Here is a 13,718-nt window from a genome sequence, read left to right on the forward strand (position 1 = left end):
CCTCCACACCGGAGCCGGGGTCCTTCGTGCTTTCCGACACTTAGCCCTTGCGCTAACTATCGAGACGTGACAATACTTAGCCTCATGGCACAGTATTCGGCGGAGGTCGACGGCGTGTTCGTGGCGCTGGCCGACCCGACGCGGCGGAGCGTGATCCGGCGGCTGGGACGGGGACCGACCAGCGTCGGCGAGCTCGCGGCCGAGTTCCCGATCACGTTGCCGTCGTTCATGAAGCACGTCCGGACGCTCGAGTCGAACGGCCTGATCCGCACGGTGAAGACCGGGCGGGTGCGGACCTGTGTGCTCAATCGTGAGCGGCTGGAACTACTGGACGACTGGCTCGCCGAGCAGCGGCGGATCTGGGAAGAGCGCACCGACCGGCTGGAGCGTTTCGTCACAACGGAGGAAGCGGTGGAGGAATCGTGAGTCGTGAAGAGTTCGATCCGGAGCTTGATCTGCTGGTGGAGCGGGTGATCCGTGCGCCGCGGGCGGCCGTGTGGCGGGCATGGACCGATCCGAAGCGGTTCGAGCAGTGGTGGGTGCCGGCGCCGGCGATCTGCCGCGTAGAGCGGCTGGACGTGCGGCCGGGCGGGGCGATTGTGACGCGGCTGAGCGAGGACGGCGGCGAGTTCGTCCCGCATCTCGATGCGGTGATTCTGGTTGCCGACGAGCTCGAGCGGATCGCGTTCACGAATGCGATCGACAGCACGTGGCGTCCGGCGGATCCACAGCCGATCGCGGTGACCGGCGACGTGTTCCTGGCCGATCACCCGGACGGTACGGCGTACCGGATGGTGGCCCGGCACGGCGATCCTACGAGTCGCAAACGGCACGCGGAGCTGGGGTTCGCCGACGGTTGGGGCACCGTTATCGGGCAGCTCGCTGCGGTGGTCGAGCAATGAGGCTCGTACTGACGGAGTTCGTCACCCTCGACGGCGTCAGTCAGGGCCCGGGCTCGCCGACCGAGGACACGAGTGACGGTTTCTCCCGCGGCGGCTGGCTCGTGCCGTACTTCGAGGAGCTGTTCGTACGGCGGACCGCCGAGTGGCTGGAACGCGCCGACGGCCTGTTGCTCGGGCGACGCACGTACGACGCGTTCGCGCGGGACTGGCCCCAGATCACCGACCCCGACGACCCGTACACCGAGCGGATGAACTCGCTGCCGAAGTACGTCGTGAGCACCACGCTCACCGCAGGCACCTGGCACCCGACGACCGTCCTGCACAGCATCGACGACGTCGAGGAGCTGAAGCGACAGGCAGACGGTGAACTCCAGCTCCACGGCAGTGCGCGACTCGGCAATGCACTGCTGAAGGCAGGCGTGGTCGACCTGGTGCGCTTGGCCGTCGCGCCGACCGTGCTCGGCAGCGGGAGGCGGTTGTTCGAGCACTCCGGCGACGCGGCGGGGCTGCGACTCACCAAGCAGGAGGCGACACCGAGCGGTCTCTTACTGCTCGAGTACGAGACGGTCGGCGCTGCTCCGGTGGCGGAGTACGAGGGCGTGGCGGCGTACCTCTGAGTCAGCCGTCGCCGCCGCCCCCTCCGCCGTCGAAGCCACCACCGTCGAAACCGCCGCCCCCGTCGAAGCCGCCGAAGTGTCCGCCTGTGTCTCCCCATCCGCCGATCGCGCCACTCTGCGCCTGGAAACTGGCGAGCGCGATGTAGCTCGCGCCCGCACCAGCTGCGAAGTACCCCAAGCCGTACGGCGTGATTGCGGCGCCGGCCTCCCAGTACGGGACCAGGCGGCTGCCGTACCGGACGTAGCGGACCTCCGGCTCGTCCCCGGAGCGGATGCGGGCGGCGTCCTGGGCACACGCCGGTACGGTCCGGGTGCCGACCTTCGGTTGGGTCCAGACGAGGTCGACCGTCGACGGCCCGTGCTGCGGGTTGAAGAAGCACGGCACCCGCCGCTCCGGCACGGGTACGCCCTGCATGCGCGCCTGGACGCAGGTGATCGCGTAGCGCCCCGTCGCCAAGGTGTCCGTGACCGAGCTGATCCCGTCGGCGTTTCGGATCCCCTTGACGGCCCGCTGCGCCGCCTCGTACGCGTCGAGTGCGACCTGGTAGTCCGACCGCGCGTCCGGGTCGAGCGGGTGCCCTTCGACCTGCGTGTCCAGCCGCCGCAGCTCCTCGCCGAGCAGCGTCACGTCCTCATCGGCCAGCTTGCGGATCTCCTCCAGTTCCTCTGCGTCACCGCGTCGTGCGGCTCGTCGGTCCCAGAGGTACCTGCCCGCGAGTGCTAGCCCTCCGCCCCCCAAGGCGGTCAGCAGCCACCACATCTTCCGACGGTAGCGCTGACGAGCACCCGCGTCTGCGTGCTAGCCCGTTTGAGTCTGGTAGTCGGTCAAAACGTTGTCGATGACTCGCAGGTCCTCGGTGATGAGGGCCTTCCAGAGGGTCCAGCCGCGGGCCCGGGCCCACGTGCCCGGGTCTTGGTCGACAGCGTCCCGGAACGCGGCGCGGGACGAGCCGGAGAAGAACGTGTAGGCGATGACCAGGTCGCAGGCGGGGTCGCCGACACCCGACGTGCCGAAGTCGATCACGGTGGACAGGTGGCCGTCCTGGACCAGGAGGTTGCCGTTGGCGATGTCGCCGTGGAACCACACCGGCGGCCGATCCCATGCCGTCGCCAGGGCCGCGTCCCACACCTCACGCGCAAGGTCGGTGTCGATTCGGCCCTTGAGTACGGCGAGGGCCTCGAGTGTCTCGTCGTGGTAGTACTCCGGCGGTGCGCCGCGATGGAAGCTGTGCGCACCGGCGAGTGGTCCACCGGTCGCGTCGATGCCCTGCAACGCCAGGACGAACGCCGCGATCGACCGTGCGAACTCGTCCAGATCGGCAATGGTCTCGACCGTTGCGGTCTCGCCCGGGATCCACCGCCGGATCGCCCACGGATACGGATATCCCTCACCGGGCGCACCCTTGGCCACCGCTTCGGGAATCTCGACCGGCAGTTGCGGGCCGAGGACCGGCAGCCACTGGTGCTCCTTGTCGACGGCGGCCACGTAGCTCGAGTGCGTCGGTAGCCGCGCGGTCAGCCCGGAGCCGAGCCGGTACGTCCGGTTGTCCCAGCCGTCGATCTTGACCGGCGTCACCGGCAGATCGGCCCACTGCGGGAACTGCTGTGCGATCAATCGCCGGACCAGATCTGCGTCGATGCCGGCACGGCCGTCCTGATGGAAATCCGTCATCGCGCAAGCGTCCCGAAACCTGCCTGCGGTCTCAAAGTGTTTAGTCCAGGACTACAGCGTTGTCGACTGCGTCCTTGAGGAAGTCCGAGATCGTCTTCAGTTCGTCGACGGAGCGGGTCGCCAGTACGGCGTGCATGCTCTCGCCCTGCTCGACGTACAACGGCACCAGTTTCTCCTGGATCGCCTCCAGTGACGGCGTGACGACGACCTTGCGGCGATCACGCGGATCGGACTCCCGGGTGACGAAACCGTGCGACTCCAGCCGGTCGATCACGCCGGTCACCGTGCCCGACGTCAGGCCGGTGTGCTCGGCGAGTTGCCGGGGCGTCATCGGGCCGTAGGTCTGCAGCAGCGTCATGAACTGGGAGTCGCTGGCGCCGAGGCCGACCTTCGCGGAGACCGCGTGGTTGAACAGCACCACACCGGCGATGAACCGAACCATCCGCTGCTGGATCTCGCCGGCGAGCTCTTCTCTGGAACTGGTCATGGCCACCTCAGCATAGAGCTTGCATTTCTCTCGGTTGTCCAAGATACTCGGAGTTCCAAGATACTTGAGAAGGCGAGAGATCATGAAGGTGCTGGTAATCGGCGGCGGGACCGGCGGGCTCGCCTTGGCGCACGGACTGCAGCGGGCCGGGATCGAGGTGTCCGTGTTCGAGCGCGACGTGCTGCGGACGGACGGTCTGCACGGTTACCGGGTCGGGATCGACCCGGACGGCAGCCGGGCGCTGCACGCGCTGCTGCCGAAGGAGCTCTACGACACGTTCGTGGCCACGAAGGCGCGCGACCCGAAGTACTTCAACATGCTGACCGAGGATCTGAAGGAACTGCTCTCGCTGGAGCTGCCGGAGGTGACCGACCCGGTGGAGAGTGAGAAGTCGATCAGCCGGATGACCCTGCGTCAGGTGCTGCTGACCGGCCTCGACGGCATCGTGGAGTTCGGCAAGGACTTCACCCGCTTCGAGCAGCACGAAGACCGCGTGACGGCGTACTTCGCCGACGGTACGAGCGCCACCGGCGATCTCCTGGTCGCCGCCGACGGATCAGGATCCCGGGTACGCCGTCAGTACCTGCCGCAGGCGAGGACCGAGGAGACCGGGATCGTGGGGATCGCCGGCAAGCTCCCGATCACCGAGGAGAGCGCGAAACTCCTGCCGCCGAAGGTGTTCGAGGGGATCTCGTTGGTCAATGCGCCGCGTGGGTTCGGCTGCATCGTGCACGTGATGGAGTTCCAGTGGGACCACGACGGGAACGTCAAGGACGGGATCGGCGGCAACACCGAGGAGCTGATCCGGCACTGGCCAGGACTGCAGTTCGACAACACCCGCGACTACATCAACTGGGGACTCTCGGCGGCCAAGGACAAACTGCCCGCGAACATCATGGAGCTCCGTGGCGCGGAGCTGATCCAGACGGCGCTGGACGTGACGCCCGGCTGGCACCCGAACCTGCGCCGGCTGTTCGAGCTGACCGATCCGGGCACCTGCTTCCCGGTGAACATCTGGACCTCGGTCCCGCTCGATCCGTGGGAGAGCAGCAACGTCACTTTGCTCGGGGATGCGATCCACACCATGACGCCCGGTCGCGGAGTCGGCGCGAACACCGCACTCCGCGACGCCGTGAACCTGTGCCGGAAGTTGATCGACGTACGTGACGGCAAGCAAGAGCTCGTCCCGGCCGTGCATGACTACGAGGCCCGGATGATCGAGTACGGCTTCGACGCGGTGCTCAAGTCGCGCTCGCAGATGACGTCCGACGACCCGATGCACAAGCCGGGGGTCGGCCGGCTGGCGCTGGCAGGCCTGCGTACGGCGATGCGCACCGTCAATCACCTGCCGCCGGCCAAGCGCCGGATGCGCGACCAGATGATGACCTACCGCGGCGCCGACCGCGACGAGCTGACCCTGGAGATCACGCAGGCCTGACTAGCGCTGGCCGATGTGTTCGGAGACGGCGTCGAACACGCGGCCGACGGCGGCGAAGTCCTCGGGGCTCACCAGGTCGACCAGGTTCTCCCGGACGCCGTCGACGTGGTACGGCGCGGCCTGCTCGAGCAGGCCGAAGCCCGCGTCGGTCAGTTCGGCCCAGACGCCGCGCTTGTCGCTCGTGCACGACGTACGGCGGACCAGGTCGGCGGCCTCGAGGCGGCCGACGGTATGCGTCAGGCGGGACCGGCTCTGGTGCAGCCGGTCGGCCAGGTCGGCCATCCGGAGCCGCCGGTCGGGCGCCTCGGAGAGCCGGACCAGGATCTCGTAGTCGTTGATGCCGAGTCCGAACTGGCGCAGGTCGTCGTCGAGTTTGGCCATCAGGCGTGCGGTGCCCAACAGGTACGCGCGCCACGCGACCTGCTGCTCGGCGTTGAGCCACCGAGTCCCCCGGTCCATCTCAGTCTCCATCGTCACGGGAACAGTGTAGCGGGAATGTAGTTGACTTTTAAACCGTTACTGCCTACTGTCGTAGTCATCGGTTGAAGTTTTAACTATAACGGCTGCGTCGCCCCCGACCAGTACGCCCCCCTTCCCGAGAGGACCCCATGAGCGACACCACCACCGGCACCCCGACCAGCACCATCCCCGGCCTGGTCGCCGGCACGTACGCCCTCGACACCGCGCACAGCGAGGTCGGCTTCACCGTCCGGCACCTGATGACCAAGGTTCGCGGCACGTTCCAGGAGTTCGGCGGCGAGATCGTCGTCAAGGACTCGATCGAGGACTCCACGACCAACGTCACGATCGAGCTGGGCTCGGTCCACACCCGCAACGAGCAGCGCGACGGTCACCTGCGCTCCGGCGACTTCTTCGACGCCGAGAACAGCCCGAAGATGACCTTCGTCAGCACCGCGATCAAGCCCGAGGGCGACGACTACGTCCTGGCCGGCGAGCTGACCATCAAGGACGTCACGAAGCCGATCGAGCTCGGAGTCGAGTTCCTCGGCGTCGAGCAGAACGCCTACGGCCAGACCATCATCGGCTTCGAGGCCTCCGCGTCGATCAGCCGCAAGGAGTGGGGCATCGACTTCAACGTGCCGCTCGAGGGCGGCAAGCTGCTGATCGGTGACAAGGTGGACATCCACCTCGACGTCCAGGCTGCACTGCAGGCCTGATCCAGGCACTCCGAAAGGCCCCGCACCTCACGAGGTGCGGGGCCTTTCGTCTGCGACCACGAGTCCTTCGTTCGGGCGTAGGACGCTGGCCGACGCGTCTGCCAGCGGATGGGTCGACAGCAAGACCCGGGCCGTGCTGGGCAGCGTGATCGGCCGGCTGCTGCCGGAGAAGTTCAGGGCGACCAGTACGACGTTGTCGGTGGCGCGGCGTTCGAAGACCAGGACGCCGTCCGAGACCGACACCGTCCGGTACGACCCGGATCGGAGCGCGGGCGTCTGCCTGAGTCGTAGGAGTGAGCGATAGAGGGTCAGCATCGAGTTGGGCGCGGTCTGCTGTGACGCGACGTCGGCGCCCGGCGGATGGGGCTCGGTCGGTAGCCACGGGGTGACGTGGTCTGGGCAGAAGCCGACGTGTGGCGTGGGGGTCCAGCGCATCGGCGTACGTTGCGGGTCGCGGCCCATCGCCTGGTCCGGTAGCCGGCGGGCCAGCGGGTCCTGGACTTGTGAGTCGGGGATCGCGATGTCGCGCATGCCGAGCTCTTCGCCGTAGTACAGGATCGGCGTGCCGCGCAGGGTGAGTAGCAGCATGGCCGCGATCCGCGCCTGGGCAGGGCCGACTCGGGTGGCGATCCGGCTCCGGTCGTGATTGCCCGTCGTCCAGTTCGGCCAGGCGTCTGCCGGGAGGCATTGCTCGTACTCCTCGACCAGGCGGGCGATCGCCGCAGGGGTCCATGGGGTTGAGAGCAGGTGGGTGTTGGACGGCAGTTGGATGCCTGCGCGGTGGTAGCGCGCCAGCTTGTCGAAGGGTAGATAGAGCTCGGCCGTGAGTACACGCTCACCCAGCACCGCTCGTAGCTCGGTGATGACGTCCAGGATGTCGGGCTGGTCGGTGGAGTGGATCGGGAGCAGCGAGAGGTACGGGTCGTCGCCAGGGCGCCAGTCCGGGTTCACGGGATTGTCGCGCCAGTCCGGATCCATCAGCAGTTGCCGGAACGCGTCGATGCGGAACCCATCGACACCACGACCCAACCAGGTGCGAAGTACGTCGTACTGCGCCTTGCGGACTGCTGGATTGCGCCAGTTGAGGTCCGGCTGCTCGGGGAGGTAGGCGTGGTAGTAGTACTCACCACGATCGGCGTCGAAGGTCCAGGCTGAGCCGCCGAAGAGCGACAGCCAGTTGTTCGGCGGGCCGCCGTCGGGCGCGGGGGAGCGCCAGTAGTACCAGTCCGTGTGATCACGGCTGGAGCGCGAAGCCTCGAACCAGGGGTGCCGGTGAGAAGTGTGGTTCGGGATGAAGTCGACGAGGACCCGGAGCCCGTGCCGGTGCGCGGTCTCGATGAGTTCGATCGCGTCGGCGACGGACCCGAACAGCGGATCGACGCCGGTGTGGTCGGTCACGTCGTACCCGAAGTCGTCCATCGGTGATGGGTAGAACGGGGACAGCCAGATGGCGGAGACACCGAGGTCGGCCAGGTAGCCGAGGCGGGCGGTGATTCCGGCCAGGTCGCCGACGCCGTCATTGTTGCTGTCGGCAAATGATCGTGGGTAGATCTGGTAGATCGCGCCGGTCTGCCACCACGGTTGATCGGTCATGAACACCTGTTTCATTGGAGGGCCGCAGCAACCGTTGCTGCGGCGGTCAGTGCGAGCAGGGTGAGCAATGCGGTCTCGTAGCGGGCGGGTGTGAGGAGTCGGAAGACGAGCTTGCCGAGGGCCCAACCACACACGCCTGCGGCGATGAGGATCGGGACACCGGGCGGTGGGTGCCAGGTGCCGGTGAGGCCGAGCAGAGCGAGCGAAAGCGGCAGCCGGATCAGGTTGGCGGCGACGATGGTGTCGCGGATCGTCCTGGCGTCGTCGTGACGGTGCATCAGGTAGAGCAGCAGTGGCGGGCCACCTGCCGTTGTTGCTGCGGTCAAGGCGCCCCAGGTGACCCCTGCGGCCGGACCGAGCCAGCGGCTGTTCACTACGATCCGGCGGCGCCGTAGGCGGTGGACGATCGCTACGACGACGCTGGCCGCGATGGCCACCTGCAGCACTCTTGTGGGCAGCCGTGCCAGCAGCACTGCTCCAAGAACCAGGCCGGGGACTGCGGAGAGGCAGATGACGCGCAGGTCGGCCAGTGCCGGCTGCGGGCGATCGCGGTTGCCGAAGAGCGTCAGGCTGTCGACCACGGCACCGACGATGGTGATGGTGGTGACGGCCTGCACCGGTCCGAGTAGCGCGGACAGCACGGGAGCGCTCAGAAGGGCGAACCCGAAGCCCGTGCTCGACTGCAGGCCTGCACTGATCACGAGCACAACGGCTATCGCTGCGAGGGATTGCTGCACGCAGAGGACGCTAGGGAAGACGCGGCAGACCGTCTGTATCAGCTGATACATCAGAATGGGTCTGTGACCGACTACCGGTTGGCTGACGTCCCGCTGTTCGCTGCCCTCGCTCCTGAGGTGTGTTGCAAGCTCGAGCAGCTGAGCAGCGTCCGGCAGGTCCCGCGGGGGACTGTCCTGGCTGTCGAGGGCGAGCCAGTCGACCGCCTCTTCGTCGTACACGCCGGGCGGGTCGCCGCCTATCGGCACGCCGAGTCCGGCCGCCAGGCTCACATCCGCACCGACGAGGCGCCGGTGGTGATCGACAAGGCCACTGCGATCGCTGGAGACTCCCACCTGTTCACCTGGACGGTCTTGGCGGATGCGGTCGTGCGTAACCTGCCACGTGAGGTCTTCGGGGAGTTGCTGCAGACCGAGGCGTCGGTTGCGCTGCAGGCTGCGCGACACCTGGCGACACAGGCCAATCAAGCGCGTGGCGACTACCTGACTGCGGCGACGGACAGCGCTCAGGTGCGGGTTCTGCAACGGCTTCGGTCGCTGGCCGATCCCTCTGGGGCCGTGCGGCTCCCGGACGGGCAGGCCGGTTTGGCGGACGAGCTCGGGCTCACACGGGTGACCGTCAGCCGGGCGCTACATCAGCTGATCGACGACGGCCAGATCAGCATGCGTGGACGGACCATCCGGCTCAGCTGAGCACCATGCGGTGGGCCAGGTCTGCGTAGACCTTGCCCAGGGCTTCCGGGTCGCCGCGGTGGGGCGTGTACCAGCGGGCTACGTCGATGGACAGCGAGAGTACGGCGAGGGTCGTGCCGGGCAGATCGGAGACGGCGAAGGAGCCGTCCTGTACGCCGTCTGCCAGTACCTGCTCGATCTGGGCGGAGATGGCGCGGCGGATCGTCGCGACCTCGGCCAGGTGTTCGGGGCTCAACGCTGCCAGCTCGTACTGGACCACGCGCGCGATCGTGTGGTGTTGCGCGTGCCAGGCGGTGAAGGCGGCGACCAGTGAACGCAGGCGGTCGGCGGGGGTCGGGCCGGTGTCGGCGGAACGCAGTACGTCCAGGGCTGCGTTGTGGCCGTACAGGCTGATCTCGAAGAGCAGGCGTTCCTTGGACGAATAGTGCACGTACAAGGCGGCCGGGCTCATCCCGGCACGGGATGCGATGTCGCGGGTCGTCGTGGCCTGGTAACCGCGTTCCGCGAACGCGTCGACGGCGCCGGTCAGCAGCCGGCGGGCTGCGGCCGGCTGAACGTGCTCCCACACCAGGGGATCGGTGACTGCGGACACGTTGACACCTTGCACCAAACGCGTGAAGCTAAGCAAGCGCTTAGCGATCGCGATAAATGCAACACAGCGCCACAGATCTCACGCCTTGGGGAGGCCTAGATGGATCGCGTCATCTTCAACGAGGACCACCACGCATTCCGAGCCAGCGCCAAGGAGTACTGCGAGCGCTCGCTGGTGCCGCGGATGGATCAGTTCCTCGAAGAGAAGACGATCGACCGCGCCGCCTGGCTGGAGGCCGGCAAGCAGGGATTCCTCGGACTGGACGTGCCGGAGGAGTACGGCGGTTCGAGCGTCGGCGACTACCGGTTCAACCAGGTCTTCGCCGAGGAGGTGTCGAAGGTCTCCGCGTCGCTGTCGAGCTGCTTCGGCATCCACTACGACTGCGCCGCGCCGTACTTCGTCGACCTCGGCACCGAGGAGCAGAAGCAGCGCTGGCTGCCCAAGTTCTGCTCCGGTGAGTACGTCGCCGCGATCGGGATGACCGAGCCGTCGGGCGGCTCCGACCTCGCCGCGCTGAAGACGACCGCGAAGAAGGCCGACGGCGGCTGGGTGCTGAACGGCTCGAAGACCTTCATCACGAACGGCGACATGGCCGACCTCGTCATCGTCGCCGCCCGGACCGACCCGTCCAAGGGCGCGAAGGGCATCACGCTGTTCGTGGTCGAGGAGGGCATGGAGGGCTTCGCCCGCGGCCGGAAGCTGGACAAGGTCGGCCAGACCGAGTCGGGTACGTCGGAGCTGTTCTTCGAGGACCTGTTCGTCAGTGACGACAACGTGCTCGGTGAGATCGACCGCGGCTTCATCCACATGATGGAGCGGCTGGCCCAGGAGCGCATCGGCGCCGCAGTGTCGAACATCGCGCACGCGACCCAGATCCTCGACGAGACGATCGAGTACGTGAAGCAGCGCAAGGCCTTCGGCCAGTCCGTCGGCTCGTTCCAGTACAACAAGTTCCTCATCGCCGAGCTCGTCACCAAGGTCGAGGTCACGCAGGCGTACGTCGACAACGGCGTGGTCGCGCACGACGAGGACAGGCTGTCCGCGGTGGATGCCGCGAAGACCAAGTGGTGGAGCGCCCACGTGCAGAACGAAGTCCTGGACGCGTGCGTCCAGCTGCACGGCGGGTACGGCTACATGAACGAGTACCGGGTCGCCCGCGCCTGGCGCGACGCCCGCGTGACCAAGATCTGGGCCGGCTCGAACGAGATCATGAAGGAACTCATCGGCCGCGACCTCGGCCTGTAGAAGGGAACAGCTGTGCCTGAAGCAGTCATCGTGTCCACGGCGCGGTCGCCGATCGGGCGTGCGCACAAGGGGTCGCTGACCACGATCCGGCCGGACGACCTCGCCGTACAGATGATCAAGGCGGCGGTCGACAAGGTCGGGCTGACCGGCGACCAGATCGAGGACCTGGCGCTCGGCTGCGCGGAGCCGCACGACGAGCACGGCGGCAACATGGCGCGCCGGGTCGCGGTCCAGCTCGGCTGGGACAACACGCCGGCGACCACGGTCAACCGGTTCTGCGCGTCGTCGACGCAGACCGCGCGGATGGCGTACCACGCGATCAAGTCCGGCGAGGGCGACATCTTCGTCAGCGCCGGCGTCGAGTGCGTCTCGCGGTACAAGAACTTCGGCTCGGCCGGGGTCGGCGACCCGAGCTCGTTCAACGAGGCCTTCACCGACGCGGTCGCGCGGACCGAGAAGTACGCCGAGACCAACGACACCTGGCACGACCCGCGCCAGGACGGGCTGATCCCGGACATCTACATCTCGATGGGCCAGACCGCCGAGAACGTGGCGACCCTGCGGGGCATCAGCCGCGCGGACCAGGACGTCTTCGGCGTCCGCTCGCAGAACCTGGCCGAGAAGGCGATCGACAACGGGTTCTTCGAGCGCGAGATCACGCCGGTGACGCTGCCGGACGGGACCGTGGTGAGCAAGGACGACGGGCCGCGGGCCGGTACGACGCTGGAGAAGGTCAGCCAGCTGAAGCCGGTGTTCCGCCCCGACGGCACCGTGACGGCCGGCAACTGCTGCCCGCTGAACGACGGCGCCGCCGCGGTCGTGATCATGAGCGACACCAAGGCGCGCGAGCTCGGCCTGACGCCGCTGGCGCGGATCGTGTCGACCGGTGTCAGCGGGCTGTCGCCGGAGATCATGGGCCTCGGTCCGGTCGAGGCGTCGAAGCAGGCGCTGGCGCGGGCCGGGATGAGCATCGGCGACATCGACCTGGTCGAGATCAACGAGGCGTTCGCGGTCCAGGTGATCGGGTCGGCGCGTGAGCTCGGCATCGACGAGGACAAGCTGAACGTGCACGGCGGCGCGATCGCGCTCGGCCACCCGTTCGGGTCGACCGGCGCGCGGATCATGACCACGCTGGTCAACGGTCTGCAGTTCGAGGACAAGCAGTTCGGTCTCGAGACGATGTGCGTCGGCGGCGGTCAGGGCATGGCGATCGTTCTCGAGCGCCTCAGCTGATGGCGCTGGACGGCCGGACAGCGATCGTCACCGGAGCCTCCCGAGGTATCGGGCTGGCGATCGCGCAGCGCCTGGTGGCCGACGGCGCCCGCGTCGTCATCACCGGCCGGACCCAGGAGACCCTCGACGAGGCGGTCAAGACCTTGGGCGGCCGGAAGCACGCGCTGGCCGTGGCAGGCAAGGCGGCCGACCCGACGCACCGGGGCGCGGTCGTGGCCGCAGCGGTGGCGACGTACGGGTCGGTGGATCTGCTGGTGAACAACGCCGGCATCAACCCGATCTACGGGAAGCTGCTGGACGTCGACCAGATGGTCGCGGCCAAGATGGTGGACACCAATGTGCTGGCCGCGATCGCCTGGGTGAAGGCCTGCCGGGACGCGTGGATGCGCGCCCACGGCGGTGCCGTGGTCAACCTGTCCTCGGTGGCCGGGCTGGGGCCGTCGCCGGGCATCGGGTGGTACGGCGCGACCAAGGCGATGCTGTCCCGGGTCACCCAGGAGCTGGCCGTCGAGCTGGCTCCTGAGATCCGGGTGAACGCCGTGGCTCCGGCAGTGGTCAAGACCAAGTTCGCCGGAGCGCTCTACGAAGGGCGTGAGGACAAGGTCGCGGCGACGTACCCACTGCGTCGGCTGGGCCGGCCGGAGGACGTCGCCTCGCTGGTGTGGTTCCTGCTGTCCGACGAGGCGTCGTGGATCACCGGCCAGACCATCACCATCGACGGCGGCCTGATGCTGAACGGCGGGATCGCCTAGGGCTGGCGGCCCTGCCAGGCGGCCAGCTGGTCGTACGGCGACGCGTCGGCGTGCACCTGCACTACCGGGCCGAACGGCACGTGTCCGCCGCGCTGCTCGGCCGGGATGGACTGGCGCACCATCGGAAGCACCTGTGTCGCCACAGCGTCGTCCAGCTCGTTGAGACGCCCAGTGGCCTTCGCCAGGTCCCACGAGTGCGTGGTGAGCTCACCTGTGTACGCAGCGATCGCAGATGCGCCGGGCAGGGTGCCCCACGGCAGTTTGCAGATCTGGCCGAGTACGGCGTCGTCGGCGAGGGTGGTGTCCAGAGCGACGCGGCGTTCCTTCCAAGCAGCCGGTACGTCGTCGACGCCTGTGGTGACGCCGGGGATGGTCAGCGGGTCGCCGCCGTTCAAGGCGAGGTCGATGCGCGCGACGACGGTCAGCAGGTGGCCCAGCAGGGTGCGGACGTCGTACTCGTCGCAGGGAGTCGGTAGGTCGAGGTCGTCGGGCCCGGTCGTGTTGACGAGATGCTGGGTCTGGTCGAGAGCGCGGACGAACAGCGCGCGTGGGTCGTTGGTCATGGAGACAGCTTCCAGGGGT

General features: G+C 67.8%; 17 protein-coding genes. 9 read left to right on the forward strand and 8 right to left on the reverse strand.

The window, feature by feature from the left end; translation table 11 throughout:
* Nucleotides 1-84: 84 nt before the first annotated feature.
* From OHB24_RS24260 to OHB24_RS24270, 3 genes are read left to right on the forward strand one after another with little or no spacing between them, the layout of a single operon-like run.
* Nucleotides 85-426 (forward strand): ArsR/SmtB family transcription factor, encoded by a 342-nt coding sequence (locus OHB24_RS24260; RefSeq protein ID WP_327633123.1) that lies wholly within the window; start codon nt 85-87, stop codon nt 424-426.
* Nucleotides 423-902: an SRPBCC domain-containing protein gene (locus OHB24_RS24265; protein ID WP_327633124.1), complete on the forward strand. Its 480-nt coding sequence runs from the start codon at nt 423-425 to the stop codon at nt 900-902. The genes OHB24_RS24260 and OHB24_RS24265 overlap by 4 nt, the downstream gene beginning before the upstream one ends.
* Nucleotides 899-1,519 (forward strand): dihydrofolate reductase family protein, encoded by a 621-nt coding sequence (locus OHB24_RS24270; protein ID WP_327633125.1) that lies wholly within the window; start codon nt 899-901, stop codon nt 1,517-1,519. Before OHB24_RS24265 ends, OHB24_RS24270 begins: the two co-directional genes overlap by 4 nt.
* A 1-nt stretch (nt 1,520) precedes the next feature.
* Here OHB24_RS24270 and OHB24_RS24275 read toward each other — a convergent pair whose 3' ends face one another.
* Genes OHB24_RS24275 through OHB24_RS24285 form a run of 3 tightly spaced genes read right to left on the reverse strand, consistent with a single transcriptional unit; the run spans nt 1,521 to nt 3,678 of the window.
* Nucleotides 1,521-2,279: a hypothetical protein gene (locus OHB24_RS24275; RefSeq protein ID WP_327633126.1), complete on the reverse strand. Its 759-nt coding sequence runs from the start codon at nt 2,277-2,279 to the stop codon at nt 1,521-1,523.
* 39 nt (nt 2,280-2,318) lie between these two features.
* Entirely contained in the window at nt 2,319-3,191 is an 873-nt protein-coding gene (locus tag OHB24_RS24280) for an aminoglycoside phosphotransferase family protein (protein ID WP_327633127.1), read from the reverse strand.
* A 40-nt stretch (nt 3,192-3,231) separates the two neighbouring features.
* Nucleotides 3,232-3,678 (reverse strand): MarR family winged helix-turn-helix transcriptional regulator, encoded by a 447-nt coding sequence (locus OHB24_RS24285; protein ID WP_327633128.1) that lies wholly within the window; start codon nt 3,676-3,678, stop codon nt 3,232-3,234.
* Nucleotides 3,679-3,760: 82 nt separating this feature from the next.
* Here OHB24_RS24285 and OHB24_RS24290 point away from each other — a divergent pair, with 82 nt between their 5' ends.
* Nucleotides 3,761-5,116 carry an FAD-dependent oxidoreductase gene (locus OHB24_RS24290; protein ID WP_327633129.1) on the forward strand — a complete coding sequence of 452 codons (1,356 nt, stop codon included), beginning with the start codon at nt 3,761-3,763 and terminating at the stop codon, nt 5,114-5,116.
* Here OHB24_RS24290 and OHB24_RS24295 read toward each other — a convergent pair whose 3' ends face one another.
* Nucleotides 5,117-5,575 (reverse strand): MarR family winged helix-turn-helix transcriptional regulator, encoded by a 459-nt coding sequence (locus tag OHB24_RS24295; protein WP_327641097.1) that lies wholly within the window; start codon nt 5,573-5,575, stop codon nt 5,117-5,119.
* A 149-nt stretch (nt 5,576-5,724) separates the two neighbouring features.
* On the opposite strand from OHB24_RS24295, the gene OHB24_RS24300 reads away from it, so the two are divergent.
* The gene (locus OHB24_RS24300) at nt 5,725-6,294 is read left to right on the forward strand and encodes a YceI family protein (RefSeq protein WP_327633130.1); all 570 of its coding nucleotides are present in this window, start codon (nt 5,725-5,727) and stop codon (nt 6,292-6,294) included.
* Nucleotides 6,295-6,321: 27 nt separating this feature from the next.
* On the opposite strand, the gene OHB24_RS24305 is transcribed toward OHB24_RS24300, so the two are convergent.
* Together OHB24_RS24305 and OHB24_RS24310 are read right to left on the reverse strand one after the other, a co-directional pair.
* Nucleotides 6,322-7,887, reverse strand: a complete 1,566-nt coding sequence (locus OHB24_RS24305; protein ID WP_327633131.1) for an alpha-amylase family glycosyl hydrolase — start codon at nt 7,885-7,887, stop codon at nt 6,322-6,324.
* Nucleotides 7,888-7,898: 11 nt separating this feature from the next.
* The gene (locus OHB24_RS24310; protein WP_327633132.1) at nt 7,899-8,624 is read right to left on the reverse strand and encodes a sulfite exporter TauE/SafE family protein; all 726 of its coding nucleotides are present in this window, start codon (nt 8,622-8,624) and stop codon (nt 7,899-7,901) included.
* A 63-nt stretch (nt 8,625-8,687) separates the two neighbouring features.
* Between OHB24_RS24310 and OHB24_RS24315 the strand changes: the two genes are divergently transcribed.
* The gene (locus OHB24_RS24315) at nt 8,688-9,314 is read left to right on the forward strand and encodes a Crp/Fnr family transcriptional regulator (protein ID WP_327633133.1); all 627 of its coding nucleotides are present in this window, start codon (nt 8,688-8,690) and stop codon (nt 9,312-9,314) included.
* Here OHB24_RS24315 and OHB24_RS24320 read toward each other — a convergent pair.
* On the reverse strand, nt 9,307-9,906 hold the full coding sequence (locus tag OHB24_RS24320; RefSeq protein WP_327633134.1) for a TetR/AcrR family transcriptional regulator: 600 nt from the start codon (nt 9,904-9,906) through the stop codon (nt 9,307-9,309). The genes OHB24_RS24315 and OHB24_RS24320 overlap by 8 nt on opposite strands.
* Nucleotides 9,907-10,005: 99 nt before the next feature.
* Between OHB24_RS24320 and OHB24_RS24325 the strand changes: the two genes are divergently transcribed.
* The 3 genes from OHB24_RS24325 to OHB24_RS24335 are packed head-to-tail and all read left to right on the forward strand — an operon-like array spanning nt 10,006 to nt 13,136.
* Nucleotides 10,006-11,151, forward strand: a complete 1,146-nt coding sequence (locus OHB24_RS24325; RefSeq protein WP_327633135.1) for an acyl-CoA dehydrogenase family protein — start codon at nt 10,006-10,008, stop codon at nt 11,149-11,151.
* A 12-nt stretch (nt 11,152-11,163) separates the two neighbouring features.
* A complete protein-coding gene (locus tag OHB24_RS24330) occupies nt 11,164-12,384 on the forward strand; it encodes an acetyl-CoA C-acetyltransferase (RefSeq protein ID WP_327633136.1) in 1,221 nt (406 codons plus the stop codon).
* On the forward strand, nt 12,384-13,136 hold the full coding sequence (locus OHB24_RS24335) for an SDR family oxidoreductase (protein WP_327633137.1): 753 nt from the start codon (nt 12,384-12,386) through the stop codon (nt 13,134-13,136). The genes OHB24_RS24330 and OHB24_RS24335 overlap by 1 nt, the downstream gene beginning before the upstream one ends.
* On the opposite strand, the gene OHB24_RS24340 is transcribed toward OHB24_RS24335, so the two are convergent.
* Nucleotides 13,133-13,699 carry a TIGR03086 family metal-binding protein gene (locus OHB24_RS24340; protein ID WP_327633138.1) on the reverse strand — a complete coding sequence of 189 codons (567 nt, stop codon included), beginning with the start codon at nt 13,697-13,699 and terminating at the stop codon, nt 13,133-13,135. The genes OHB24_RS24335 and OHB24_RS24340 overlap by 4 nt on opposite strands.
* Nucleotides 13,700-13,718: the final 19 nt, after the last annotated feature.

It is taken from the genome of Kribbella sp. NBC_00482 (assembly GCF_036013725.1).
Lineage (GTDB): Bacteria > Actinomycetota > Actinomycetes > Propionibacteriales > Kribbellaceae > Kribbella.

Excerpts from the sequence above, each read along its gene's own strand:
- OHB24_RS24280 (WP_327633127.1), bottom strand. The coding sequence starts at position 3,191 with ATGACGGATTTCCATCAGGACGGCCGTGCCGGCATCGACGCAGATCTG.
- OHB24_RS24300 (WP_327633130.1), top strand. The coding sequence starts at position 5,725 with ATGAGCGACACCACCACCGGCACCCCGACCAGCACCATCCCCGGCCTG.
- OHB24_RS24335 (WP_327633137.1), top strand. The coding sequence starts at position 12,384 with ATGGCGCTGGACGGCCGGACAGCGATCGTCACCGGAGCCTCCCGAGGT.
- OHB24_RS24305 (WP_327633131.1), bottom strand. The coding sequence starts at position 7,887 with ATGACCGATCAACCGTGGTGGCAGACCGGCGCGATCTACCAGATCTAC.
- OHB24_RS24290 (WP_327633129.1), top strand. The coding sequence starts at position 3,761 with ATGAAGGTGCTGGTAATCGGCGGCGGGACCGGCGGGCTCGCCTTGGCG.
- OHB24_RS24270 (WP_327633125.1), top strand. The coding sequence starts at position 899 with ATGAGGCTCGTACTGACGGAGTTCGTCACCCTCGACGGCGTCAGTCAG.
- OHB24_RS24325 (WP_327633135.1), top strand. The coding sequence starts at position 10,006 with ATGGATCGCGTCATCTTCAACGAGGACCACCACGCATTCCGAGCCAGC.
- OHB24_RS24340 (WP_327633138.1), bottom strand. The coding sequence starts at position 13,699 with ATGACCAACGACCCACGCGCGCTGTTCGTCCGCGCTCTCGACCAGACC.
- OHB24_RS24275 (WP_327633126.1), bottom strand. The coding sequence starts at position 2,279 with ATGTGGTGGCTGCTGACCGCCTTGGGGGGCGGAGGGCTAGCACTCGCG.
- OHB24_RS24260 (WP_327633123.1), top strand. The coding sequence starts at position 85 with ATGGCACAGTATTCGGCGGAGGTCGACGGCGTGTTCGTGGCGCTGGCC.
- OHB24_RS24295 (WP_327641097.1), bottom strand. The coding sequence starts at position 5,575 with ATGGACCGGGGGACTCGGTGGCTCAACGCCGAGCAGCAGGTCGCGTGG.
- OHB24_RS24285 (WP_327633128.1), bottom strand. The coding sequence starts at position 3,678 with ATGACCAGTTCCAGAGAAGAGCTCGCCGGCGAGATCCAGCAGCGGATG.